The 24,120-nt window shown below is 65.0% G+C and carries 21 protein-coding genes; 4 read left to right on the top strand and 17 right to left on the bottom strand.

From position 1 onward, the window contains the following. Positions 1–189: 189 nt before the first annotated feature. From ACWNZ3_RS01900 to puuE, 7 genes are all read right to left on the bottom strand, one after another. Positions 190–1,425, bottom strand: a complete 1,236-nt coding sequence (locus ACWNZ3_RS01900; protein ID WP_496900997.1) for a DNA recombination protein RmuC — start codon at positions 1,423–1,425, stop codon at positions 190–192. After that, positions 1,422–3,266, bottom strand: coding sequence for a DNA mismatch repair endonuclease MutL (gene mutL, locus ACWNZ3_RS01895; protein ID WP_496900996.1), 1,845 nt, complete (start codon positions 3,264–3,266; stop codon positions 1,422–1,424). The genes ACWNZ3_RS01900 and mutL overlap by 4 nt, the downstream gene beginning before the upstream one ends. A 52-nt stretch (positions 3,267–3,318) precedes the next feature. Continuing rightward, on the bottom strand, positions 3,319–4,545 hold the full coding sequence (locus tag ACWNZ3_RS01890) for a urate hydroxylase PuuD (protein WP_496900995.1): 1,227 nt from the start codon (positions 4,543–4,545) through the stop codon (positions 3,319–3,321). 102 nt (positions 4,546–4,647) lie between these two features. Next, positions 4,648–6,081, bottom strand: a complete 1,434-nt coding sequence (locus ACWNZ3_RS01885; protein ID WP_496900994.1) for a uracil-xanthine permease family protein — start codon at positions 6,079–6,081, stop codon at positions 4,648–4,650. 46 nt (positions 6,082–6,127) lie between these two features. Beyond that, positions 6,128–6,631, bottom strand: a complete 504-nt coding sequence (locus tag ACWNZ3_RS01880; protein WP_496900993.1) for an ureidoglycolate lyase — start codon at positions 6,629–6,631, stop codon at positions 6,128–6,130. Then, on the bottom strand, positions 6,628–7,437 hold the full coding sequence (locus tag ACWNZ3_RS01875) for a bifunctional allantoicase/(S)-ureidoglycine aminohydrolase (RefSeq protein ID WP_274573247.1): 810 nt from the start codon (positions 7,435–7,437) through the stop codon (positions 6,628–6,630). The genes ACWNZ3_RS01880 and ACWNZ3_RS01875 overlap by 4 nt, the downstream gene beginning before the upstream one ends. Next, positions 7,434–8,849 (bottom strand): allantoinase PuuE, encoded by a 1,416-nt coding sequence (gene puuE / locus ACWNZ3_RS01870; protein WP_496900992.1) that lies wholly within the window; start codon positions 8,847–8,849, stop codon positions 7,434–7,436. The genes ACWNZ3_RS01875 and puuE overlap by 4 nt, the downstream gene beginning before the upstream one ends. A gap of 498 nt (positions 8,850–9,347) precedes the next feature. On the opposite strand from puuE, the gene uraH reads away from it, so the two are divergent. Then, positions 9,348–9,707 carry a hydroxyisourate hydrolase gene (gene uraH, locus ACWNZ3_RS01865; protein ID WP_269363557.1) on the top strand — a complete coding sequence of 120 codons (360 nt, stop codon included), beginning with the start codon at positions 9,348–9,350 and terminating at the stop codon, positions 9,705–9,707. Here the strand turns inward: uraH and ACWNZ3_RS01860 are convergent. The 7 genes from ACWNZ3_RS01860 to ACWNZ3_RS01830 all read right to left on the bottom strand — a co-directional run bounded on the left by ACWNZ3_RS01860 (position 9,687) and on the right by ACWNZ3_RS01830 (position 16,833). Next, positions 9,687–10,616 carry a metal ABC transporter permease gene (locus ACWNZ3_RS01860; RefSeq protein ID WP_114276158.1) on the bottom strand — a complete coding sequence of 310 codons (930 nt, stop codon included), beginning with the start codon at positions 10,614–10,616 and terminating at the stop codon, positions 9,687–9,689. The genes uraH and ACWNZ3_RS01860 overlap by 21 nt on opposite strands. Continuing rightward, positions 10,613–11,815 carry a metal ABC transporter permease gene (locus tag ACWNZ3_RS01855; protein ID WP_269363554.1) on the bottom strand — a complete coding sequence of 401 codons (1,203 nt, stop codon included), beginning with the start codon at positions 11,813–11,815 and terminating at the stop codon, positions 10,613–10,615. The genes ACWNZ3_RS01860 and ACWNZ3_RS01855 overlap by 4 nt, the downstream gene beginning before the upstream one ends. Next, complete coding sequence (locus tag ACWNZ3_RS01850) at positions 11,812–12,612, bottom strand: metal ABC transporter ATP-binding protein (protein ID WP_269363552.1); 801 nt, start codon at positions 12,610–12,612, stop codon at positions 11,812–11,814. The genes ACWNZ3_RS01855 and ACWNZ3_RS01850 overlap by 4 nt, the downstream gene beginning before the upstream one ends. Positions 12,613–12,615: 3 nt before the next feature. After that, on the bottom strand, positions 12,616–13,587 hold the full coding sequence (locus ACWNZ3_RS01845) for a metal ABC transporter solute-binding protein, Zn/Mn family (RefSeq protein WP_496900991.1): 972 nt from the start codon (positions 13,585–13,587) through the stop codon (positions 12,616–12,618). A 149-nt stretch (positions 13,588–13,736) separates the two neighbouring features. After that, the gene (locus ACWNZ3_RS01840) at positions 13,737–14,675 is read right to left on the bottom strand and encodes a sensor histidine kinase (protein ID WP_496900990.1); all 939 of its coding nucleotides are present in this window, start codon (positions 14,673–14,675) and stop codon (positions 13,737–13,739) included. Next, on the bottom strand, positions 14,660–15,355 hold the full coding sequence (locus ACWNZ3_RS01835) for a response regulator transcription factor (RefSeq protein WP_274573253.1): 696 nt from the start codon (positions 15,353–15,355) through the stop codon (positions 14,660–14,662). The genes ACWNZ3_RS01840 and ACWNZ3_RS01835 overlap by 16 nt, the downstream gene beginning before the upstream one ends. After that, positions 15,352–16,833 carry a DUF4153 domain-containing protein gene (locus tag ACWNZ3_RS01830; protein ID WP_496900989.1) on the bottom strand — a complete coding sequence of 494 codons (1,482 nt, stop codon included), beginning with the start codon at positions 16,831–16,833 and terminating at the stop codon, positions 15,352–15,354. The genes ACWNZ3_RS01835 and ACWNZ3_RS01830 overlap by 4 nt, the downstream gene beginning before the upstream one ends. 167 nt (positions 16,834–17,000) lie before the next feature. Between ACWNZ3_RS01830 and deoC the strand changes: the two genes are divergently transcribed. From deoC to ACWNZ3_RS01815, 3 genes are read left to right on the top strand one after another with little or no spacing between them, the layout of a single operon-like run. Continuing rightward, entirely contained in the window at positions 17,001–18,014 is a 1,014-nt protein-coding gene (gene deoC / locus ACWNZ3_RS01825) for a deoxyribose-phosphate aldolase (protein ID WP_114276151.1), read from the top strand. Positions 18,015–18,074: 60 nt separating this feature from the next. After that, entirely contained in the window at positions 18,075–18,296 is a 222-nt protein-coding gene (locus ACWNZ3_RS01820; protein WP_496900988.1) for a hypothetical protein, read from the top strand. 9 nt (positions 18,297–18,305) lie between these two features. After that, entirely contained in the window at positions 18,306–20,651 is a 2,346-nt protein-coding gene (locus ACWNZ3_RS01815; RefSeq protein WP_496900987.1) for an aldehyde dehydrogenase family protein, read from the top strand. Positions 20,652–20,855: 204 nt separating this feature from the next. On the opposite strand, the gene ACWNZ3_RS01810 is transcribed toward ACWNZ3_RS01815, so the two are convergent. The 3 genes from ACWNZ3_RS01810 to ACWNZ3_RS01800 form a co-directional block, all read right to left on the bottom strand. Beyond that, a complete protein-coding gene (locus tag ACWNZ3_RS01810; RefSeq protein WP_496900986.1) occupies positions 20,856–22,172 on the bottom strand; it encodes a M16 family metallopeptidase in 1,317 nt (438 codons plus the stop codon). After that, positions 22,169–23,509 carry a M16 family metallopeptidase gene (locus ACWNZ3_RS01805; RefSeq protein ID WP_274573257.1) on the bottom strand — a complete coding sequence of 447 codons (1,341 nt, stop codon included), beginning with the start codon at positions 23,507–23,509 and terminating at the stop codon, positions 22,169–22,171. Before ACWNZ3_RS01805 ends, ACWNZ3_RS01810 begins: the two co-directional genes overlap by 4 nt. Positions 23,510–23,598: 89 nt before the next feature. Then, on the bottom strand, positions 23,599–24,120 hold the full coding sequence (locus tag ACWNZ3_RS01800; RefSeq protein ID WP_269363533.1) for a DUF3035 domain-containing protein: 522 nt from the start codon (positions 24,118–24,120) through the stop codon (positions 23,599–23,601).

Genomic DNA, 24,120 nt, shown 5'->3' with positions numbered 1-24,120 from the left:
CGCCCTTCGGGTTTGACGGATTTTCCCGCAGCCTGCGTCACATCTGCTTGAAATAGAACCACTATTCTTGCGCAGATTTTCCTAGTCTACGAAAAAATCTGTCAAACTGAGCATATAGAATTAATGGGTCCAGAGCCTAGGCCGGTTGGCGCGGCTTCAAGTTTCTGACGGGTTTGTGATCGGGCCGGTTCAGCTCTTGTCGAGCGGAACCACAACGCCGGGGGCGTCGTCCTTGGCCAGTTCCTCAAAGTCGAAATTATGCAGGCGGCCTGCACGTTTGGACGCCTTTTCCGAGCTGATCATGATCTCGTCCACATCCTTGCGCGCCTGTCCGAAATGACGGTCAAGGTTGCCGACCCGTGTCACCAGCCGCTCGACATCGCCATGCAGCGCACCCAGCTCCTTGCGGATGGCGCCGGCCTGTTCGCGCATCCGCGCATCCTTGAGAATGGCGCGCATGGTGTTCAGCGTGGCCATGCAGGTGGTCGGCGACACGATCCAGACCCGCGCGGCAAAACCTTCGCGGATCAGTTCGGGGAAATTGGCATGCAACTCGGCATAGACCGCCTCGGACGGCAGGAACATCAGCGCGCCGTCCGCCGTTTCGCCTTCGACGATGTATTTCTCGGAAATATCGCGGATGTGTTTCTTCACCGCGACCTTCATCGCCGCCACGGCATTCTTCAGATCCCAGTCGGTTTTCGCGTTGCGCAGCGCCTCATAGGCCTCCAGCGGGAACTTGCTGTCGATCACGATGGGACCGGGCGGGTTGGGCAGATGGATCAGGCAATCCGCCCGCTTGCCGTTGGGCAGCGTGTGCTGAAGGCTGTAGCTGTCCGAGGGCAGCTGCTTGGACACGATGTCGCGCAGCTGGATTTCCCCAAAAGCACCGCGTGTCTGCTTGTTGCTCAGGATGTCCTGCAGGGACAGCACATCGCCCGACAGCTTGGTGATATTGTCCTGCGCCTTGTCGATGGCGGCCAGCCGTTCCTGCAATTGCGTCAGGCTGGTGGTGGTCTGCTTGGCCGATCCATGCAGGGTCTGGTTCATCCGCTCCTGCATTTCGGTCAGCGACCGCTGCGACCGCGCGGCGTTCTCTGCCAGCCGCTCCTGCATCTGCAACTGCACGGTGTTCAGCCGCGCCTCCACCGATTGAATCAGCTGGCTCTGCGCATTGGCCTGGGTGTCCGAGACCATCTGCAAACCGCCGCGCAGCTGCTCCTGCCCCGCGCCAAGTTGTTGCACATGACCGCCCAGCACCTGCATCTGCTGCGACAGGGGTGCTGCCAGGCGCGCCGTCCGGCCCGCCGCGCGCACCGCCGCGATCAGCAGGATCAGGATCAGCAGGACCAGCGCCGCCGCCCCAAGAACAGCCAGCACAAGCGGGTCATTCCACTGGTAGATTGTGCCGCCAATCTCGATCATGTGCGTCCGAACAGCCGTTCGATATCGGCCAGCTTGAGTTCCACATAGGTCGGCCGCCCGTGGTTGCACTGGCCGGAATGGGGCGTCGCCTCCATCTCGCGCAGCAGGGCGTTCATCTCTTCCGCCCGCATCCAGCGGCCCGAACGGATCGACCCGTGACAGGCGATGCGGCTTAGTATCGCCTCGATCCGGGCCTGCAGGATGTTGCTGTCGCTCTGGTCGGCCAGTTCATCCAGAATATCCAGCAGCATCGCGCGGGCGTTGACCGTGCCCAGGATCGCGGGCGTCTCGCGCACCGCGACGGCATTGCCGCCGAATGCCTCGATCCCCAGACCAAACCGCGCGAGGTCGTCCGACACCTCCAGCAAGCGTGCGCAATCGCCTGCCGACAGCTCGACAATCTCCGGGATCAGCAGCGCCTGCGCCGCCACACCGTTTTCTGCCATCTGGCGTTTGAGCTTTTCATAGACCAGCCGCTCATGCGCGGCATGCTGGTCCACGATCACCATGCCGGTGGCGGTTTGCGCGATGATGTAGTTCTCATGCACCTGCCCACGCGCTGTGCCGAGCGGGTAGTCGGGCACCGGCGCGGCGGTTTCGGTCACGGGCTCGGCTGGTGTCTCCACCCGTCCCCACATGCCTGCGGTTTCGGCAAAGCCGGCAGGGGCCTGGGCCTGATGGGCCGCCCCCCTTGCGCCAAGGCTGGGCCGGTCCATCTGATAGACCCGCGCGCCGGTGGGTTCGGGCCGCATCGCGCCAAGGGTCGCCCCCGCAACGGTGGTGGAGGCGCGGTGCCCCGCCTCGGCCAGCGCATGGCGCAGGGCCGAGACGATCAGACCGCGCGCCAGCCCCGGATCGCGAAACCGCACCTCGGATTTCGCGGGATGCACATTGACGTCCACCAATGTCGGTTCGCAGTCGATGAACAGCGCCGCCGCCGGATGCCGGTCACGGCTGAGAAAGTCGAAATAGGCCCCGCGCAGCGCCCCGACCAACAGCTTGTCCCGCACCGGGCGGCCATTGACGAACAGATATTGCGCCACGGCAGAGCCCCGCGAATAGGTCGGCAGCGCGGCAAATCCGGTCAGGTGCAACCCCTCGCGCTGCGCGTCGATGGGCAGGGAGTTGTCGGCAAATTCCCGGCCCAGCACCTGCGCCAGACGGCCATGCAGGGCCTCGAACATCTCGCCCTGTTCGGCATCGGCGCGGAACACCTCGCGGCCCGGCCCGTCACCCGAAACATCGCGCAGGGTGAAACGGACAAAGGGTTCGGCCATGGCCAGCCGCTTGATCACGTCGCCGATCGCCTGCGCCTCCGCCCGGTCGGTGCGCAGGAACTTCAGCCGCGCCGGGGTGGCATGGAACAGGTCGCGCAGGGTGACAACCGTCCCGCCGTTCAGCGCCGCTGGCCTTATATCGCCCTGCCTGCCACCGGCCACCGTGATCTCGGCCCCGTCATGACCCGCCGCGCGGCTGGTGATGCACAGCCTGCCCACCGCACCCAGCGACGGCAGCGCCTCGCCCCTGAAGCCGAAGGTGTGGATGTTCAGCAGATCCGAGCCGTCGATCTTGGAGGTCGCATGGCGCGACAGCGCCAGTGCCAGATCACCCGGCGCGATGCCGCAGCCGTCGTCCGTCACCCGGATCAGGGTCTTGCCGCCATCGGCATATTCCACCGTGATCCGCCGCGCGCCCGCGTCGATGGCGTTTTCCACCAGTTCCTTGACCGCCGAAGCGGGCCGCTCGACGACCTCACCGGCGGCGATCCGGTTGATCGCGGCATCGTCAAGCTGACGGATGACCGGGGGATTATCGGCTATATTGGGGTGAGCCAGGGACATATCGCTAGACCTAGCATGCGATCACGCGATTCTGCCAGTGGGAAACCGGCTGTCAGCGGGTCGTTGCGGCCTTGTACCAGGCCACGATCTCTGCCCGCTCCGCCGCCTGCATATAGCTCAGGTTCGCAGGCGGCATCGCATGGGTCAGCCCGGCCTGCAAATAGATCTGTTTCGCCGCCATGGCGATCTGATGTTCCGTCTCCAGCCGCACCCCCTTGGGCGGCCAGTGCAGCCCCTCCCACGACGGTTCCGCCGCATGGCACATGGAACAGCGGCCCGTGACGATGTCCTGCACCCGGTCGAAGCCTTCGGCCCGGGCAAAGCGCAGGGCGGCAGGGCCTGTCGCCTCTGCCGGTTCTTCGGTGCGGAACATCGGTTCGGTGGACAGCCACATGATCAGGATGAAAAACAGCGCGGTGGCCAGCCAGGTCCAGGTCGGGTCGCCTTTGCGGGCATGTACGCTGTTGAAGTAATGGCGGATCGTCACCCCCATGAGAAACACAAGCGACGCGATCAGCCAGTTCATATCCGACGCGAAGGCCAGCGGATAATGGTTCGACAGCATCAGGAAGATGACCGGCAGGGTCAGGTAATTGTTGTGGGTGCTGCGCTGCTTGGCAATCTTGCCGTATTTGGCGTCCGGCGTGCGCCCCGCCTGCAGATCGGCCACCACGATGCGCTGGTTGGGCATGATGATGAAGAACACATTGGCCGACATGATCGTGGCGGTGAACGCGCCCAGATGCAGCAGTGCCGCACGGCCCGAAAAGACGGAAGTATAGAAATAGGCCATCCCGACCAGGATCACGTAGAGCAGGATCATCAGCCGCGTGTTGTCATCGCCAAAGCGGCTTTTGCAGATCCGGTCATAGACGAGCCAGCCAAAGGCCAGCGAGGCCAGCGATATGGCAATGGCCTGAAAGGTGGACAGCGCCATCACCGCCGGATCAATGAGATAGAACTCGGCACCCAGATAATAGACCAGCACCAGCAGGGCAAAACCGCTGAGCCATGTGGAATAGCTTTCCCATTTGAACCACACCAGGTCGCCCGGCATCCTGTCCGGCGCGACCAGGTATTTCTGGATGTGGTAGAACCCGCCGCCATGCACCTGCCATTCCTCGCCATCGGCACCGGAGGCAAGGTCGCGGTCGCGGTGCAGCCCGAGGTCCAGCGCGATGAAGTAGAACGAGGACCCGATCCAGGCAATCCCGACAATCACATGGGTCCAGCGAACCGCGAATTCGATCCAGGAGGACATGGTGGCAAGGTCGTACATGGGTGCTCTTTCGGAAACCTGGGTTATTGCGGTGCGGTTGCGCCTGGATATTTAGAGCCAAAAAGAGGAGGGGCCGCTCAGCGCCTTGCCCCTCCCCCTTTGCTAATGCGGCAGGCTGCCCTTTGAATGGCCCTGAAGGCCGCCTGACACTTCTTCGGTCGATTCCCCGGCCAGTTCCTCCGGCAGGGCCAGGTTGAGGATGATCGCGATCAGCGCCGCAGGCAGCAGCCCGCTGGTCATCAGGATGCGCATGGTGTCGGGCAGGTGCTGCACCGCACCCGGCTCCAGCTGCAGGCCCAGCCCGACAGAGATCGAGATGGCAAAGATCACCATGTTGCGGCGGTTCCAGTCCACATCGGACAGCATCGACATGCCCGCCGCGACCACCATGCCGAACATCACGATCACACCGCCGCCCAGCACTTCGATCGGCACGGTGCGGATCAATCCGCCCACCTTGGGCACCAGCCCGCAGATGATCAGGAAGACCGCACCGCAGGTGACCACATGGCGGCTCATCACACCGGTCATGGCGATCAGGCCGACGTTCTGGCTGAACGAGGTATTGGGCAACCCGCCAAAGACGCCTGCAATGGCCGTGCCCAGACCATCGGCATAGGTCGCACCCGCGATCTCGGTATCCGTGGCCTCGCGGCCCGCGCCGCCCTTGGTGATCCCGGACACGTCGCCCACGGTTTCGATGGCCGAGATGAAGGCCATCATGCAGAAGCCGATGATCGCCGCCGCCGACAGCTCAAAGCCATAGCGGAACGGGTCCGGCAGGGCGATCCAGGCGGCGTTGTTCCAGCTTGCGATCACGCCCCGGTCGCCGCCAAACGACAGCATGCCGACCGCCACGGCATAGAAATACCCCACGATCAGCCCGATCAGCACGGCAGAGATCGACAGCATCCCCCGGGTAAAGAACTTCAGCCCCAGGGTGACCAGGATCACCACCAGCGCCGCCGACCAGTTCAGCAGACTGCCATATTCCGGCGTGCCGATGGCAGGCACCCCGCCGGCGGCATACTGGATGCCGACCTGCACCAGCGCGAGGCCGATCATGGTGACCACCAGCCCCGTCACCAGCGGCGGCAGGGCAAAGCGTATCTTGCCGATGAACAACCCCAGACAGGCATGAAACAACCCGCCCACGACAATGCCGCCGAACAGGGCGGCCAGCCCGTCGACCCCCTTGCCCGCAACCAGCGGGATCATGATCGGGATAAAGGCAAAGGACGTGCCCTGCACGATCGGCAGCGCCGCACCGACCGGGCCGATGGTGATGGTCTGCAGCAGCGTCGCCACCCCGGCAAACAGCATCGACATCTGGATCAGGTACAGCAGTTCCGGAAAATCGGGCGAGTTGGAGCCAAAGCCGAAACCCGCCGCACCGGCGATGATGATGGCGGGCGTTACATTGCTGACGAACATCGCCAGCACATGCTGGATGCCCAGCGGAATCGCCCGCGTCAAAGCAGGGGTATAATTAGGATCGCGCAGTTGCTCCGGCGTCCCGATGGAAGTGGATGTCATGCTGTTGTCCCTTGTTGGAGAGGTCGCCCTCTGACGGGACGATCCGTTACGCGGGCTGTGCCCTGATCATATAGGGCCGGTCCAAAGTGTATTCGTCAAGGTTCGGCGTACCCCCGATCCGGTCGACAACGGCAAATATGCCCGGCCCCGCCAAAGGCGTAAGCACACCGTGCCATGTTCCCCGGTGCAGGTTGATCCCCTGATGCGGCGCGGTGAGAAAGGCTTGCGGCACGCCCGGACGGTCGCCCAGATCCGGTGCTACGATCACAAGGAAAGGGTTCGAGGTCATCGGCAGAAAGGCCTGCGACCCCTCCGGATGCCGCTCCAGAAGGTCCAGCAGATAGGGCAGTTCACGCGGCACCGCGTTGAAAATGCTCAGCCCCGCGCGCCCCTCCGGCCCGAAATCCAGCCTGGCACGGTCGTGGTAGCGCCCGCAGAGCCCCGCGTTGATCAACCGGTCCGGCGCGTCCGCGCAATCCAGCAGATCTCCGAAAGGCGCGAAGGCGGCAGCTGTCAGCGCCTGCGCGACAATCTCGCGCGGGGCGCTCATAGCGGCATGTGCCGGTTCACATCCTTGTAGAGCAGATAGCGGAACGGCCCTTCGCCGGTGGCGATACAGGCCTGCGGGCAAAAGGCGCGCAGCCACATGAAATCGCCCGGTCCGACACTGACCCAATCGCGGTTCAGCAGGTATTCCGCCGTGCCTTCCAGCACATACAAGCCATGTTCCATCACGTGGGTTTCGGCAAAGGGGATGCGCCCCCCGGGCTGGAAGGTGACGATGTTGACGTGCATGTCATGACGCAGGTCCGCCGGATCGGCAAAACGCGTTGTGGCCCAGACCCCCTCGCAATCGGGCATGACGACCGGCGCCACCTCCTTGTCCGAGGTGACAAAGGCCTGCGGCATCTCGATGCCCTCGGCCTGCTGATAGCGCTTCCTGATCCAGTGAAACTGGGCCACCGCATCGGTATCGTTCCAGATCGTCCAGACCGTATCGGGGGGGATATAGGCATAGCCGCCTTCGCCCATCTCATGCCGCTGGCCGTCGATGTTCAGCGTCAGCCCGCCGCGCGCGACAAAGATCACCGATTGCGCCTCCGCCTCCTCCTCCGGCGTGTCAGAACCGCCGCCGGGCAGCAGTTCCACGGCATATTGCGAAAACGTCTCGGCAAAGCCCGACAGGGGCCGCGCCAGCACCCACATCCGCATGTCGCGCCAGCCCGGCAGATAGCTGGTGACGATATCGCGCTGGGTGATCGCGGGCAGCACCGCATAGGCAGGCGTGAAAACGGCGGCACCTTCGGGGTTGACCGATTGGTCCGGCAGCCCGCCGGGAGGGAAAGCGTAACTCAAAACATGTCCTCCAGACGCAGCCGTGCGATGCGCTCGACCTGTGCGCAGGCGGTTGCGAACTCGGTCTGCGTGTCATTGGCGATCCGCGCCTCGAAAGCGCGCAGGATACCTGCCTTGTCATGATCCTTGACCGCTATGATGAAGGGAAAGCCGTGTTTGCTCACGTAATCCGCATTCAACGCTTCGAACCGCGCGCGTTCCGCATCGGTCAGGGCATCCAGCCCGGCGCTGGCCTGTTCTGCCGTGCTTTCCGCTGTCAGCCGCCTGGCCGCGGCCAGTTTCCCCGCGAGATCGGGGTGCGCCGTCAGCACCCCCAGACGCTCCTTCGCGCTGGCCGACCGGAACATGCGCGCCAGCGCATTGTGCAGGCCCGCCGCCGTGTCATGGGCCAGACCCAGCTCCAGCTGAAAGGCGCGCTCCGCGATCCAGGGCGAATGTTCGAAAACCCCGCCATAGGCCGCGACAAAGCTGTCACGGTCCATCTGGCTGGGCCGGGGCCCGCGCGGCTCTGGCGGATGCACCGCGTGCCAATGCGCCGCGATGTCGATGCGGCGCGGGGTCCAGACGCCCTCGAACCCCTTGATATAATCGACAAAGCGTTTCAGCGCCTGGATGCGTCCGGGCCGCCCGACCAGCCGGCAATGCAGACCCACGCTCATCATCTTGGCGGCACCTTCCGCCCCTTCGGCATAAAGCGCGTCAAACGTGTCGCGCAGATAGGCATAGAACTGGTCACCCGAATTGAACCCCTGCGGCGTGGCAAAGCGCATGTCGTTGCAATCCAGCGTATAGGGAATGATCAACTGATCGCGGTCGCCGACCTGCATCCAATAGGGCAGGTCATCGTCATAGGTGTCCGAGATGTAGTCGAAAGCGCCGCTGCGCGCCGCCAGTGCCACGGTATTGATCGACGTGCGTCCGCAGTACCAGCCGCGCGGTGCGCTGCCCACAACCTCGGTATGCAGGCGGATCGCCTCGTCCATATCGGCCTGTTCCGCGGTGACGGTATGATCCTTGTAGTCGATCCATTTCAGCCCGTGGCTGGCGATTTCCCAGCCCGCCTCCTTCATCGCCTCGACCTGTCCCGGCGCCCGGGCCAGCGCGCTGGCAACCCCATAGACCGTGACCGGTATGCCCGCGCCGGTGAACAGCCGGTGCAGCCGCCAGAACCCGGCCCTGGCGCCGTAGTCATAGATGCTTTCCATGTTCCAGTGGCGCTGTCCGGTCCAGGGCTGCGCGCCCACGATCTCGGACAGGAAGGCCTCTGACGAGGCATCGCCATGCAACAGGCAATTCTCGCCGCCCTCTTCGTAATTCACGACGAATTGCACGGCGATGCGTGCGCCCTGGGGCCACCTGGCATCGGCCGGTCTGGGGCCATGGCCCTGAAAGTCGCGCGGATAGCGGTTCATGGTAACGTCCTGAAGCTGTGTTCCCCACCCTGCACAAATACCGACAGGCGCGCAATTTCTGTTGTACCGGGGAAAAGCAATCGGGCTACATCCGCTTTGGATGCAGCCCGATGCCAGATTGACTGCTGCAGCCTGTGTTTATGCGTTAGTCTGGGATTATTAGGCGCGGGCCAACCTGAATGACTGCCGGGGTACATTTGCTTTTGCGGGTCGAATCCGACAGCGCAGAATTCCCAAAAAACAATGTGGCGTCCCCCAGACGGCGTTCCGAAAGCTTCAAGAATACACGCTTTGCGTGCAGTTTTTGCCTCTCACGCCCTATATAGGCAAAGGATGATTCGCAGGTCAAAGAAAAACGAATCACTTTGCCCAGAAAACCCGAATCACCCGGGATTCGCCGCAGATCCGGGCCGGAACGGGCGGCTCGGCCGCGCATTGACGCGGCGTACCGCCGCTCTATCCTGCCGTGAAAAGCCCATTCCAGCCAAGGAGGCCCCGATGCCCGGCGGATATCTGACTACTCATGTCCTGGACACGGCCCTGGGCGCGCCCGCCCGCGCGATGGAGGTCACGCTCTATAGGCTGGAGGGTGAGGCGCGGATCAAACTGGCCGCGATGCAGACCAACGCGGACGGGCGCACCGATACGCCGATCCTGCCAACCGAAGGCTTCGCCCCCGGCACCTATGAACTGGTCTTTGCCGCAGGGGCCTATCTCGACCGGATCGGCACAGCCGCCGAAAGCCCGCGTTTCCTTGACGAGATCCCGATCCGTTTCGGCATCTCGGACCCGGCGGCGCATTACCACGTGCCGCTGCTGCTTTCGCCTTTCGGCTATTCAACCTACCGGGGCAGCTGAGCCGCGCAGCCGGTGCGGGCCGACCAGCGCGGTCACCGCCAGGATCACCCCCGACACCGTCGCGATCATCCCGGCAGCCGAGACGCTGTCCTGCATCCCGATCCACAGCGGCCCATAGCCCGCCAGCACATATCCCAGCACCGCGGCAAGCGTGGCGAAACCCACCGACCAGGCCACCTGATGCTCCAGCCGGTTGGTCATCAGCCGCGCCGCTGCGGGCGGGCAGATGAACATGGCGATCACGATGATACTGCCCACTGCGTCAAAGGCCGCCACCGCCGCAATCGCCGCCATGATCACCAGCGCCAGACCCAGCGGGCTGGTCCGCAGCCCGATGGTGCGGGCAAAACCCTCGTCAAAGGTACTGATCTTGAGCGGCCGCCAGAACAGCGCGATGAAGGCCGCCACCAGCAGCAGCGTCGCCGCCATGCGCGGCAGCTCCACCGGCAGGCTGGCCAGCGCCTGCGGGTCCAGCAGAGAGGACCATCCGGTCGCATCCAGCCAGATCAGGCTTTCCAGATTGCCATAAAGCGCATGTTCCACGTCCAGGTGCACCGACGAGGTGTCCGATTGCTCCAGCAACAGCACCCCACCCGCGAACATGGTGGTAAAGACCACGCCCATCGCGGCACCGGTTTCGATCCGGCCCAGCCGCCGCACCGCCTCGATCGCGCCGACGGCGATCACCGCCGCCCCGGCAGCGCCCAGCAACATCGGCAGGGTGCTGACCGTGCCGCCGATCAGAAAGGCGACGACGATCCCTGGCAGCACCACATGGCTGATTGCATCCCCGATCAGCGCCTGCCGCCGCAGCACCAGAAAATTACCGGGCAGCGCACAGGCGACGGCCACGCAGATGCCGGTCAGCAGCGGCACAAGGCTGAGCGGGACAAATTCAGCGCCATTCATGCGACCACCTCCGCACTGGGAATGCGTGCATCCACCTCGGCCAGCTGGTCGGCGGTCAGCACGGTTTCAATATCGGTCAGCCCGTCATCCTGGGCGGTCGCCGCCTCGAACGCGGGATCGCTGCGGATCACCCGCCAGCGGCTCTCGTCGCGCAAGGCCCGCGCGGCGCGGCCCCGGCCCAGTTCGGTGGGCACGCCATCGGGCCGCGCCCAGCCCTGCCGGTGCAACAGCCGCAGCGTCATGTTCTCATAGATCGGTTGCCCCTGCGCCATCGCCAGCAGCCCCTGCCGCAGATGCACCCGCCGCTGATGGGTCCGGTGCCGGGCCAGCGCCGAGACCACGCCGCGCCCCGGGGCCACCAGCAGCGACAGGGCAAACAGCGCAAAGCCCACCAGCACGATGATCGGCCCGGTCGGCACAGCCGGGATCGCCGCCGACAGCGCCGCGCCGACATAGGCCGACAGCCCTCCGACAGCGCCCGAGATCATCACGACATGATCGGTCCGCTCGGTCCAGAACCGCGCGGTCACCGGTGGAATGATCAGCAGGGCCACGATCAGGATCAGCCCGACGATCTTCAGCCCCACAACCGTCACCGCCAGCACCAGCCCCATCATGGCAAGATCCGTGCGGCGCACGTCCTGCCCGATGGATACCGCATATTCGGGATCGAAGGAGGCCAGCGTCAGCGGCCGTCGCATCAGCATCACCAGCGCCAGGGTCAGCGCCGCCGAAACCGCGATCACCATCGCATCGCTGCGCAGCATCCCGGCGGTCGAGCCCAGAAGGAAGCCTTCAAGGCCCGCCTGCTGACCAGCCGACATGGTCTGGATCACCGTCAGCAGCACAATCCCGAAGCCAAAGAAAACCGACAGGACGGAGCCGATCGCCGCATCCTCGGCCAGCCGGGTCCGCGTGCCCAGCCAGGATACCAGCAACAGCCCCACCGCCGCCGAGAGCGCCGCCCCGGTCAGCAGCCCGACAAGGTTCCGGCCGGTGCCGCCCAGTGTCACCATCACCATAAAGGCCAGCGCGACCCCCGGCAGCGTGGCATGGCTGATCGCATCGCTGACCAGCGCGCGCTTGCGCAGAAACAGGAACGTCCCGCCAACCCCTGCGGCCATCCCCAGCAGGGTTGCGCCAAGGGTCACCAGGGTCGCATTATAGCCAAGTTGCAGCAGCAGCGCGTCGCGGATCATGACAGCGCCAGCGCTTCCATCTGCGCACCCGCCAGCCGGCCGCCATAGGCGTCCTGCAGGTTCGCGGTGACAAAGGTGGTCTTCACCGGCCCTTCCGCAATGCGGCGGGTGTTGATCAGAAAGACATTGTCGAAATAGTCGGTGACGGTCGACAGGTCGTGATGCACCGCCACAACCGTCTTGCCCGCATCCCGCAGGGATTTCAGCACGCTGATGATCGCCTTTTCGGTGGCCGCATCGACCCCGGCAAAAGGTTCATCCAGCAGGTAAAGGTCCGCATCCTGCGCCAATGCACGGGCCAGAAAGACCCGCTGCTGCTGTCCGCCGGACAATTGACCGATCTGGCGGCTGGCGAAATCCTCCATGCCGACACGGGTCAGGCAATCCTCTGCCCGCGCGCGATGCGCGGGCCGGACCCGGCCCAGCAGGCCCAGCTGCGGATACAACCCCATCAGCACCACGTCGATCACGCGGGTGGGAAAATCCCAGTCCACGCTGGCCCGCTGCGGCACATAGGCGATTCGGTGCCGCTGCGCGCCCACGGGCTTGCCGAATACCGTCGTGGTGCCCGCCAGGGGCTTGTGAATGCCCAGCGCCGCCTTGAGCAGGGTGGATTTCCCCGCGCCGTTGGGGCCGATGATGGCGGTCATCTTGCCCGGCTCCACCGTCATGTCGACGGAAAAGACCGCAGGTTTCTGGCCATAGGACACGGTCATGCCCCGCACCGCCAGCGGACTGTCCTCGCGGCTGGTCTGTCCGGTCTCCGGGTGACGTTCAGTGGCGAGTTTGATGCTCATGGCTCAGCTGCCGCTGCTCAGCCTGCCGGTCATGCCGCCAGGTGACACATCCGCCCCCAGGGCACGGGCGATGGTGGTCACGTTATGATCGATCATGCCGATATAGGTCCCCTCATAGGTGCCCTCCTGCCCCATAGCGTCGGAATAAAGCGATCCGCCGATGACAACCTCATGGCCCCGTGCCGCCGCCCCTTCGATCAGCGCGCGCATGTTGCGGTCCGAAACCGAGGTCTCGACAAAGACAGCGCCGATCTTGCGGTCAACCAGCACATCGACAAGCTCGGAGATGCGGTTCAGCCCGGCTTCCGAATTGGTGGAAATGCCCTGAATGCCGATCACCTCGAACCCATAGGCCCGTCCGAAATAGCTGAAGGCGTCATGCGCCGTGACCAGCACCCGGGTCTCTTCCGGCACCATGGCCACGGCCTCACCGGCATAGGTCGACAGCGCCGCAAGCTCTTCGCGGTAGGCGGCGACATTTGCGGCGAATTCTTCCGCCATGTCGGGGCGTGCCTCGGTCAGGGCGCGGGCGATTTCGGACACCACGTCGGTCCAGATATCGGGTGCCATCCAGACGTGCGGGTCATAGCGCCCCGCGTAATCCGCATGTTCCAGCAACCTGCTCTTGTCCAGGGCCTCGGCCACTGCAACGACACGGCGCTGGCCGCCCAGTTCCTCAAAGAACCGCTCCATCTGCGCCTCAAGGAACAGACCGTGCCACAGGGTCAGATCGGCGCGTGTCATCGCGACAATGTCACTGCGGGTCTGGCGGTATCCATGCGGGTCGACGCCGGGCCCCATCAGGGCCCGGACGGTGACGGCATCGCCGCCGACACGGCGAACGCCATCGGCGATCATGCCGGTCGTGGCAACAACGTCCAGCACGCCCGCTGCGCGCAGGGCAGGTGCTGTGGCGAAAAGGGCGAGCCCCCCCAACAGGGTGGCGCGGCGGGTCGGGGTGAATCTGGTCATCATGTTTTTCATGATTTCTATATGAGATTGATTCGCAACTAAGTCAATACAGTTGCAAGTAATTCGCAATCTCAACTTTTCGCTTCTATGCCGGATGCCCGCGAAAGTGACTCGAACCCAAGGGTGCGCTGACCCTCGGCGCAAGCCCCCCCTCAAAAGGATATCTCGAAGACCGCGCCTTTCTGCGTTGGCACATGGGCGATGGTGCCGCCATGCGCCCCGATCAGCGCCCGCACGATGGCAAGGCCCATGCCGGTCCCACCCTGTGCGCGGGTGGTGGTGAAAAAGGGATCGAACATCCGGTCCCGGTCGCCCGGCGCCACGCCAGAGCCATTGTCCGCGACCGACAGTTTGCCGCCATCCCAGTCAAGGCTGACCTGATCCGCCCCATGGCTGACCGCGTTCTGTATCAACTGCTCCAGCACCGCGGCCAGATCGTCCTGCGGCATCGGCACCATGCCGTCCCGGCGCAGCTCTGCCACAGCGCCCCGCACCTGCCCTGCCGCCACCGACAGCAGCACCTCACCGCCCTCCCGCGCAAGGCCCGCCGCCGCATGGCGGCGCAGGTCGCGCAGCAGGCGGTCCATGCGTGCGGCGGAATCCGCAATCGTGGCAACCAGCGCCCTGCGCTCTTCCCCGGTGGCGTCCTCCAGCAGTTCGGCGGCACCGGCGATGGCGGTCAGCGGCGATTTCATTTCATGGGTGACATGATCCGCATAGGCCCGCATCGTGGCCGCGCGGCTGTGCAATGTGGCGCCCATGTCGATCACGCTCTGCCCCAGTTCCGAAAACTCCGGGGTGCCGAAATGCGCAGGCGGCTTTCCGGCGCGGCCAGCCTTCATGTCGCGGGCATGCGCTGTCAGCGCTGTCACCGGGCGCAACACCAGACGCCACAGCAGAAACCCCAGTATCCCCGCCGAAGCCAGCGCCACCCATAAGATCAGCCAGGCGGTTTCCGCCCAGCCCAGCACGTTCCCCGCAACCCGGAAATAGGTCAGCCCAAGGACCGGCACCGCGACGATCCCCGCCATTGCCCCGATCACGATCAGCGCCAGGGGCGGCCGCCATTTGCGCCTCACCTGCCTTGGCATGGCCCCATCCTGATCCCGACGCCATGCACCGTCTCGATGGCATCCGCACAACCCGCCTCTGCCAGTTTGGCGCGCAGGTTGCGCAGGTGGCTGTCCAGCGTGCGGTCCGATACATGGACATGCGCGCCATAGACCGCATCGGTCAGCGCCGGGCGCGGCAGAACCTGATCGGGGCGGGCCATCAGATGGCCCAGAATGCCCATCTCCCGCGCGGTCAGGGCGACAACCTGACCTGCGACGGCACAGGTGTGACGGCCGGGATCCAGTGTCAGCACGCCGCGCGAATGGCCTGGCGGCGTCTGCGCCGGCCTGCCGCCGCTGCGTTTGAGAATGGCGGCGATCCGCGCGGTCAGTTCGCGCGGCGAAAACGGCTTGCTGACGTAATCGTCACCGCCCAGCTCGAACCCCAGCACCCTGTCGATCTCGTCATCCCGCGCGGTCAGGAACAGCACCGGGGTCTGGTCGGTCCGGCGCAATGTCCGGCACAGGGCCAGCCCGTCCATCTGCGGCAATCCGATGTCGAGCACGATCAGGTCATAACGCCCGGACCTTGCCTTGGTCAGCCCCTCGTCCCCGTCGCCCGCCGCGTCGCTGGTCATCCCGGCCTTGTCCAGGGCCATGCGCAGCACGGTGCGGATCTGGGGGTCGTCGTCGACGATCAGGATATGGGGTACAGTCATCGCGGGGCCTTTGCTTGGATGGTGGCAAGGCTATTGCGGGCGCGCGCGTTGCGAAAGCCCCATTCGCGCCAGTCGCGCGGGCTGGTGATGCGATGCGTGCCGGGGCAGATGCTGCGCCGCTGTGCCAGCTCGAAACCGGCAATCACCGGACGCGCAGCCTCGCCCAGCGCGCAAAGATAGGCGCGGTCCTGGCGCACCGGATGGCTCAGGTTATAGCGCGCGACCATGGCGTCAAAGCTGACAAAGGCACAAAGATACAGGACCGCCGCCGCCATGCCGCCGCCGCGCAGCACCAGCCAGCCATTGTTCCGCCCGGCGCAGACCTGCCAGAAGATCAGCGCCAGCCCGGCCGCGGTCAGCCCCATCCAGATGCCCGCCGCCAGCCGCAGGTGGGTCAGCCCGTAGACACCAATATAAAGGTCCAGCCGCACCAGCGACGACACCACAAGCGCCACGTTCTGCGCCACCCAGAGCAGCAGAAGCACGCGCAGGACCCGGTCACCCAGAACCCAGCGCCGGGTCATCAGGGCAAAGCCCCCGGCCAGCAGCCCGGTGACCACCAGCGGATAGGCCCCCCGGTGGGCATATTGGGCATAGGTTATCCCATCCGGCAGGCCGACACCGCCGTAGAGATAGACCACATCCAGCAGCGTCTGCACCGCAAAGACCGCGTTGAAAAGGATCAGCGCGCGCGCCGTCGAGCCGGAGTTGATCAGCCCCTCACGCCGCGGGCCCATGCGGGCGGGCGCCGGTGCCGCGCCCAGCCGCTCGCGCATCGCGGGCAGGCGCAGGACGGTCCAGACCAGCGGCAGCAGGCACAGCCAGAAACCGACCCGGTCGGCATCCGGAAGCGCAGGCTCATGCCGCGTCAGATCGGCCAGCCAGCGGTCGGCAACCGGGTTTGCCATCAGCAGCAGAAGGACAAAGACGCCACCCAGGAAGGCCGGCACGAACCAGCGTTTCAGAACCCCCTGTAGCCAGCCGGGCACCTGGCTGGCGTCAGGACGGCCAAGGGCATCGGCCCCGTCCTGCACCGTCTGCCGCATCCCCAGGGGCCAGAGCCGCAGCGCGGCGCGGGCAACCTGCCCCGGTCGCAGCCCGGCGATCACTGCGAAAAGCACCGATCCGCCAGCGACCGCAATGGCAAAGGAAAGCGGCTGCACCAGCTCGACCAGCGGCAGGAAGGCCAGCAGGCTGCCCGCCCCCACCACCATGCCGCGCCGCGCCGTCATCCGGCCCGCTGCGGCCGCAGCGGCGATGACCATTGCCACGGCGAAAACCGCCAGCGACAGCCCCGGCGTGACCTGCCAGACCAGCAGATCACCAAGCGCCAGCAGCATCACCAGCAAGCCTGCCCGCCAGGGCGTTCCCGGTGCTCTGCGGGCCTTTCCCTGCGGCGGTTCCGCCGGTGGCGCGTTCAGCCACCATCCGTCCTGCTGCATTGCCATCGGCACCCCCCGGATCAGGAAAGTCTTCATGTCTCTTGCCCTCGTTCTGTTTGTTCCGGGACTTGATGCCTGCGTGATGTGCAGATCAAACGGTCGGTTCGTGCAGTTTTCCCGCAGAAGACGTGGCGGCAGCACCGCTTGCCAAAGGGGGCGCAGGCGTGGCACCTTCGCACTCTGACACGAACCGGAGAGCCCCGATGGCACAGCCACTCGCCCCGTCCCAGACACCCCTCGTGAGCACCGGCCAGACGCATCTGCCGCAGGTGACCCTGCCGCGCAATCCGGGGATGCCGCTGGACCTGAACTGGGTGCTGGCCGCGCGTGCCAATACCTCTGCGATCGAACGCCGCGCTGCCAGCCTGCCCGCGCGCCGGTCGGTCAAGAAGGCGCATCAGGCGGCCTGGCTGCTGCGCGCCATCACCTGTATCGACCTGACCACCCTGTCGGGCGACGACACCGCACGCCGGGTCGAGCGGCTGTGCGCCAAGGCGCGCCAGCCCGTCGCCCCCGCCCTGCTGAAGGCGCTGGGCATGGGCCCGATCACCACCGGGGCCGTCTGCGTCTATCACGAGATGATCGCCCCCGCCGTCGCGGCGCTGGCGGGCACGGGCATTCCGGTTGCCGCCGTCTCCACCGGTTTTCCCGCCGGGCTGTCGCCCTTCGAGCTGCGCCTGAAAGAGATCGAGATGAGCGTCGCTGCCGGGGCCAGCGAGATCGACATCGTGATCTCGCGCCGCCATGTGCTGTCCGGCAACTGGCAGGCGCTTTATGACGAGATGCGCGCCATGCGGGAGGCCTGCGGCGACGCGCATGTGAAGGCGATCCTGGCCACTGGCGAGCTGGGCACCCTGCGCAACGTGGCGCGGGCCAGCCTTGTCTGCATGATGGCGGGGGCCGATTTCATCAAGACCTCCACCGGGAAGGAAAGTGTGAATGCCACCCTGCCGGTCAGCCTGGTGATGATCCGCGCGATCCGCGATTACCACGAGCGCACCGGCGTACGCATCGGCTACAAACCGGCGGGCGGGATCTCCAAGGCCAAGGATGCGATCACCTACCTCGCGCTGATGAAGGAGGAACTGGGCGACCGCTGGCTTCAGCCCGATCTGTTCCGTTTTGGCGCGTCATCGCTGCTGAACGACATTGAACGGCAGCTGGAGCATCACGTCACCGGCAATTATTCGGCGGGCTACCGCCACGCGACCAGCTAGGGGTCCCCTCGGGGAACTTCCGGAAATCATCTAAGAAATATTAACGGGAAAGGGCGGCGGATGACGAAAGAGAGCCTGCAAGGATTGATCCTGACGGTGTTTTTCATCGCATACCTTGCCCGCTGCTGCGCGCTTGTCGGGAAGGTCGCTGAGCCGGGCCGATGGGAATTTTCCGTCATCGGAATGTCACCGGCACAGCGCGTGGTGGCACGAAAGCTCTATACCGGGTTCGCAACCATCTTCTGCCTTTTCCTGACCGCGCAATACTTCGAACTTCTCTGAGGTGACGACATGACCATTCCCGAAATCTTCGAAAGCATGGACTACGGCCCCGCCCCGGAATCCGCAGCCGACGCGCTGGCTTGGCTGGTGGATCAGGGCAGCCGCTTTGGCCATTTCATCGACGGGGCCTTTACCGACCCCGGCAAGGGGTTCGACAGCACCAACCCCGCGACGGGCGAGGTTCTGGCGACCCTGACACAGGGCACGCAGGCAGATGTGGACGCCGCCGTGAAGGCGGCGCGCCGGGCGCAGCCGAAGTGGGAGAAGCTGGGCGGGCATGGCCGGGCGCGGTATCTCTATGCGCTGGCGCGATTGCTGCAGAAACACAGCCGTCTCTTTGCGGTCCTCGAAGTGCTCGACAACGGCAAGCCGATCCGCGAGGCGCGGGACATCGACGTGCCGCTGGCGCAGCGGCATTTCTATTACCATGCGGGCATGGCGCAGCTGATGGAAAGCGAGCTGCCCGAGGCGCAGGCGCTGGGGGTCTGCGGCCAGATCATTCCCTGGAACTTCCCCCTGCTGATGCTGGCCTGGAAGGTCGCGCCCGCTCTGGCGATGGGCAATACCGTGGTGCTGAAGCCTGCGGAATACACCTCGCTGACCGCGCTGTTGTTCGCGGATATCTGCCGTCAGGCAGGACTGCCCAAGGGTGTGGTGAACATCGTCACCGGCGATGGTGCCGTGGGCGAGATGATCGTGGCGCATGACGATATCGACAAGATTGCCTTTACCGGTTCCACCGCTGTGGGGCGACGCATCCGCGAGGCGACGGCGGGCAGCGGCAAGGCCCTGACGCTGGAGCTGGGCGGCAAGTCGCCCTACATCGTCTTTGACGATGCCGACCTCGACAGCGCGGTCGAGGGGCTGGTGGATGCCATCTGGTTCAATCAGGGGCAGGTCTGCTGTGCGGGCTCGCGCCTGCTGGTGCATGAACCGGTGGCCGATGCCTTCTATGCCAAGCTGCGCGCGCGGATGGCCAGGTTGCGCGTGGGCGACCCGCTGGACAAGAGCATCGACGTGGGCACGCTGGTTGATCCCGTGCAGCTGAAATCGGTAAGCGAGATGGTGGCGGCAAATACCGCCGGGGAACGATTTGTCGCCGATACCGCACTGCCGGAGAATGGCTGCTATTACCCGCCGACGCTGATCACCGGGCTGAACCCGGCGGATACACTGATGCAGGAGGAAATCTTTGGCCCGGTGCTGGTCTCGACCACCTTCCGCACGCCTGCGGAGGCGGTGAGCCTGGCCAACAACACGCGTTACGGGCTGGCGGCGACCCTGTGGTCGGAGAACATCAACCTGGCGCTGGATGTGGCACCGCAACTGGCGGCCGGGATTGTCTGGATCAACGGCACCAACCTGATGGATGCCGCAGCCGGTTTCGGCGGAGTGCGCGAAAGCGGCTTTGGCCGCGAAGGCGGCTGGGAAGGACTGGCAGCCTATACGCGGCCCAAAACAGCGCCCAAACCGCTGAAGGAGATCGAGCCCTACACCGGCGAAGGGGGGCCGCAGGACCTGATCGACCGGACCGCGAAGCTCTATATCGGGTGCAAGCAGGCGCGACCCGACGGGGGCTATTCCACCCCGGTCTGGGGCCGGAACGGCGCGCTTCTGGGGCATGCCGGCATCGCCAACCGCAAGGATCTGCGCAACGCGGTGGAGGCGGCACAGGCCGCCAGGGGCTGGGGAAAGACCAGCGGCCATCTGCGGGCGCAGATCATCTATTACATGGCCGAGAATCTGGCGGCACGGACAGATGAATTCGCGGCCCGTCTGGATGCGATGCAGGGGGGCAAGACCGGCGCGAAAGAGGTGGAGGCCTGCATCAGACGGCTGTTCACCTATGCCGCCTGGGCCGACAAATACGACGGCCAGGCGCATGGCGTGCCGATCCGGGGCGTGGCGCTGGCGATGAAGGAACCTGTGGGGGTGATCGCGGCGCTTTGCCCGGCAGAGGCACCGCTGCTGGGCCTGATCTCTGTCATGGCCCCGGCCATGGCGATGGGCAACCGGGTGATCCTTGCCGCGTCAGAACCCTATCCGCTGGCGGCTACGGATTTCGTGCAGGTGCTGGAGACCTCGGATGTGCCTGCGGGCGTGGTGAACATCCTGACCGGGCCACATGCGGATGTCGCCGACACGATGGCGCGGCATATGGATGTGGATGCGGTCTGGTCCTTCGGGGCGGCAGAATTCAGCAAGGTGGTGGAGAAAGGGGCCGCCTCGAACATCAAGCGGACCTGGGTGAACAACGGCTTCGCCCGCGACTGGATGGGGCGCGACGGCGAAGGCAAACCCTTCCTTCAGGCCGCGACAGAGGTCAAGAACATCTGGATCCCCTACGGCGAGTGAGGCCCGGTGCCGGAGTTTTCAAAAACTCCGGGTCAAACTTTTCAAAAAGTTTGGCTGCGCAAGGGCGGACAGCGCAGTGAAGGTGATGAGGCAGGGTTGGCCGGGGAATCCCTAACCGGACAGGGCGCCGCGCGGGGCGATGTTATACGGAGTTTTCAAAAACTCCGGATCAAACTTTTCAAAAAGTTTGCCGGCGCCGTCCGCTCAGTTGCTGGTGGTGGATTGCAGCCCTTCGGGCTGGCCGACCACCACGAACTGCAGGCCTTCCGGGTCCAGCAATTCGCCCGCCACGCGTTTCACATCGGCCAGTGTCACTGCTTCGACCTTGTCGTTGCGGGTGGCGATATAGTCGATGGGCAGGCCCAGCAGCTGCATCCCCACCAGGATGTTCGCAATCGGCGCATTGCCGTCAAACCGCAGCGGATAGGCCCCGGTGATATAGGTCTTGGCAGCGTCCAGCTCTTCCTGGGTGATGCCGTTCTCGGCCGCCTTGGCCCATTCGGCGCGGATCACCTCGATGGCCTCGGCGATGCGGTCGTTCGAGGAACTGACCGACCCCATGTAGACCTCCGCCAGGTCGCGCGCCACCAGATAGGAATAGACCCCATAGGTCAGGCCGCGCTTTTCGCGCACCTCGTTCATCAGGCGGCTTTCAAAAGACCCGCCGCCCAGCACGTGGTTGAGCAGGAGTGCTGCAAAGAAATCCGGGTCGTCCTGCGCGATGCCCTTCTGACCGAAGACGGCAACGGATTGCGGGGTTGGAAAATCAACCACGGTCACGCCGCCGGGAATCGTCACATCCGCCCGTGGCGGCATCGGCGCTCCGGTCTCGGGCAGATCGCCCAGCAGCTCATCAATCAGCGCGCCCAGTTCTTCGGGCGTGATGTCGCCGACCGCGCCGATGTACACCCGGTCCCGCGCCATGACGTCCTTGCGCGCCGCAACCAGGTCGTCGCGGGTCAGGGCCGCGACGCTGTCCAGCGTCCCGTTGAGTGAACTGGCATAAGGATGATCACCATAGGCGATCCTGTCAAAGGTCTCTGACGCGATGTCATCGGGATCCTTTGCGTCCGACTGGATGATCGACAGCACCTGCCCCCGGACCCGTTCGATCGAGGCTTCGTCGAACAGCGGCTCGGTGAGCGCGGCGCGCAGCAGCGCGACGGAGGGTGCGCGGTTCTCGGTCAGGAAACGGGCCGACACCGAGACATCATCGCGCGAGGCGTCAAACCCAAAGGAGGTGGCCAGCGCTTCGGAAGCCTTGGAGAATGCGCGCGAATCCATGTCGCCCGCCCCTTCTTCCAGCAGCGCGGTCATCAGGTTGACGGACCCGCGCTTGCCGGGCCGGTCCAGTGAGGCACCGCCGCGAAAGCGCAGTTCAAGCGCCACGAAGGGGATCGAATGATCCTCGACCAGCCAGGCGGTCAGGCCGCCGGGGCTTTCGACCGATTGGATGTTCACCTCTGCCCGGGCGGGCAGCGCCATCAGGACCGCGAGGATCAGGCCATAAATCAGTTTCATTGCGTGACCTCCGGTTTCATCAGCCAGCCGGTGACCGATTGTCTTTTGTCGAAAACACTGCGCGCGGCGGCCATGATGTCATCGGCGGTGACCGCCTCCAGCACATCGGGCCAGTTCTGCACGTCTTCCACGCTCAGCCCGATGGCAAGCGCCTGACCATAGCGGTTGGCGACGGAATCGGCGTCGTCGCGCGCATAGATCTGATTGGCGCGGATCTGCAGCTTGATCCGGTCAAGCTGCTCGGCGTCCACGCCGGTCTCCATGAAATCGGCAAGGGCCTTGTCCATCGCGTCTTCGGCCTCCTGCAGGCTGACACCCGCCGCAGGCACGACCACGAGGTCAAAGGTCGTGTCATCCAGCGAGGCCCCCCGGTAGAAGGCGCCGGAATAGGTCACGATCTGCTGGTCGAATTGCAGTTTCTCGGCCAGGAAGGAGGTCGTCCCGCCGCCCAGGATCTCGGCCAGCAGGGTCAGGGCCGCGGCCTCTTCCTGTGCGCCCGGGTCGCGTTCGGGCGCAAGGTAGGAGCGGCTGACATAGGGCTGTGCCACCCGTGCATCGCGGAAGATCAGCCGCCGTTCGGCAGTCTGCGGCGGCTCCTGGGTGCGGAGGCGTTCGGGCAGGTCCGGATTGGCGGGGATCACGCCGTAGTATTTCTCGGCCAGGGCCCGCACCGCATCGGGCTGCACATCGCCCGAGACCACGAGGATCGCGTTGTTGGGCGAATAATAGGTTTTGTAGAAGGCCAGCGCATCATCGAGGTCCAGCGCCTCCATCTCGTGCATCCAGCCGATCACGGGGCTGCCGTAGCGGTGATTGAGGTATTGCGCCGCGTTCATCTGTTCGCTCATCAGCGCGCCGGGATTGCTTTCGGTGCGCTGGTTGCGTTCCTCGATGATCACGTCCCGTTCGGTCGCGATGTTTTCCGGCGTCAGGCGGATGTTGCGCATCCGGTCGCTTTCCATCTCCATCATCAGTTCCAGACGGTCCGCCGCGACACGCTGGTGGTAGGCGGTGTAATCGTAGCTGGTAAAGGCGTTGTCACGCCCGCCGTTCGCCGCGACAGTGGCCGAGAATTCGCCCGATTCAAGCTTGTCGGTCGCCTTGAACAACAGATGTTCCAGGAAATGCGCCACGCCGGACGACCCTTTGGGTTCATCCGCCGATCCGGCCCGATACCAGACCATCTGCTGCACAACCGGTGCGCGGTGGTCTTCGACCACCACCACATCCATCCCGTTATCGAGTGTAAAGGTGGTTACCGCCTCGTTGTCCCTGGCCTGCGCCAGACCCGGCAGGAGAAGCGCCGCAACAGCGCCAAGAAGTTGCAATCGTTTCATGATCGCTCCTTTGAAAACAACATGGGAGAGATACGCGGGCGGCCACCGTATTCAAGGCAACTCACGGATAAATGAGTTCTGGTCTGTGCTTAGCTGGGGTTGAACCGCCGTTCTTCCGGTGGAGCGGAAGGCGTGCGCGCACCGGCGCGGCGCCAGCGGGCCGCCTCGGCAGCGGCGTCCAGCGCCTGCCGCTTGTAGGCTTGCTGGTAGCGGTCCACCGGCACGATCCTGATCTGGGTGAACCGTGCCTTGCGCTTGCGGAACTGGGCATCTGTTTCAGCCAGGATGCCCCGGATACCCGGTGTCACGCCCAGACGGCTGGCGTGGTTGACCAGGGCGCCATCGCGCCCGTCCACGCCCCCCTGCAGCGCCTGGGGGTTGCCGCCGAACGCGGCCACGCCTTCGTTTCTGGCGGAACGGTCCGTCAGGTTCGCCTGCCCCGGCGTCGGCGGCGGCAGGTCCCTGTAGTTGGCCGGTTCCTGCAACGGCGCAGAGGGTGACAGCATGAATTCGTCCGGGCCCTTGGATTCTGTCCGAAGGTCACGCAATCCCTTGTTGGCACAGGCCGAGAGTGCCAGCGGGATCAGGATCATCAGAGCGATACGGCGCAT

It is taken from the genome of Sulfitobacter sp. IGS-18, assembly GCF_059628195.1.
Note: the sequence above shows the minus strand (reverse complement) of the source record. Positions and strands in the feature narration are given on the sequence as shown.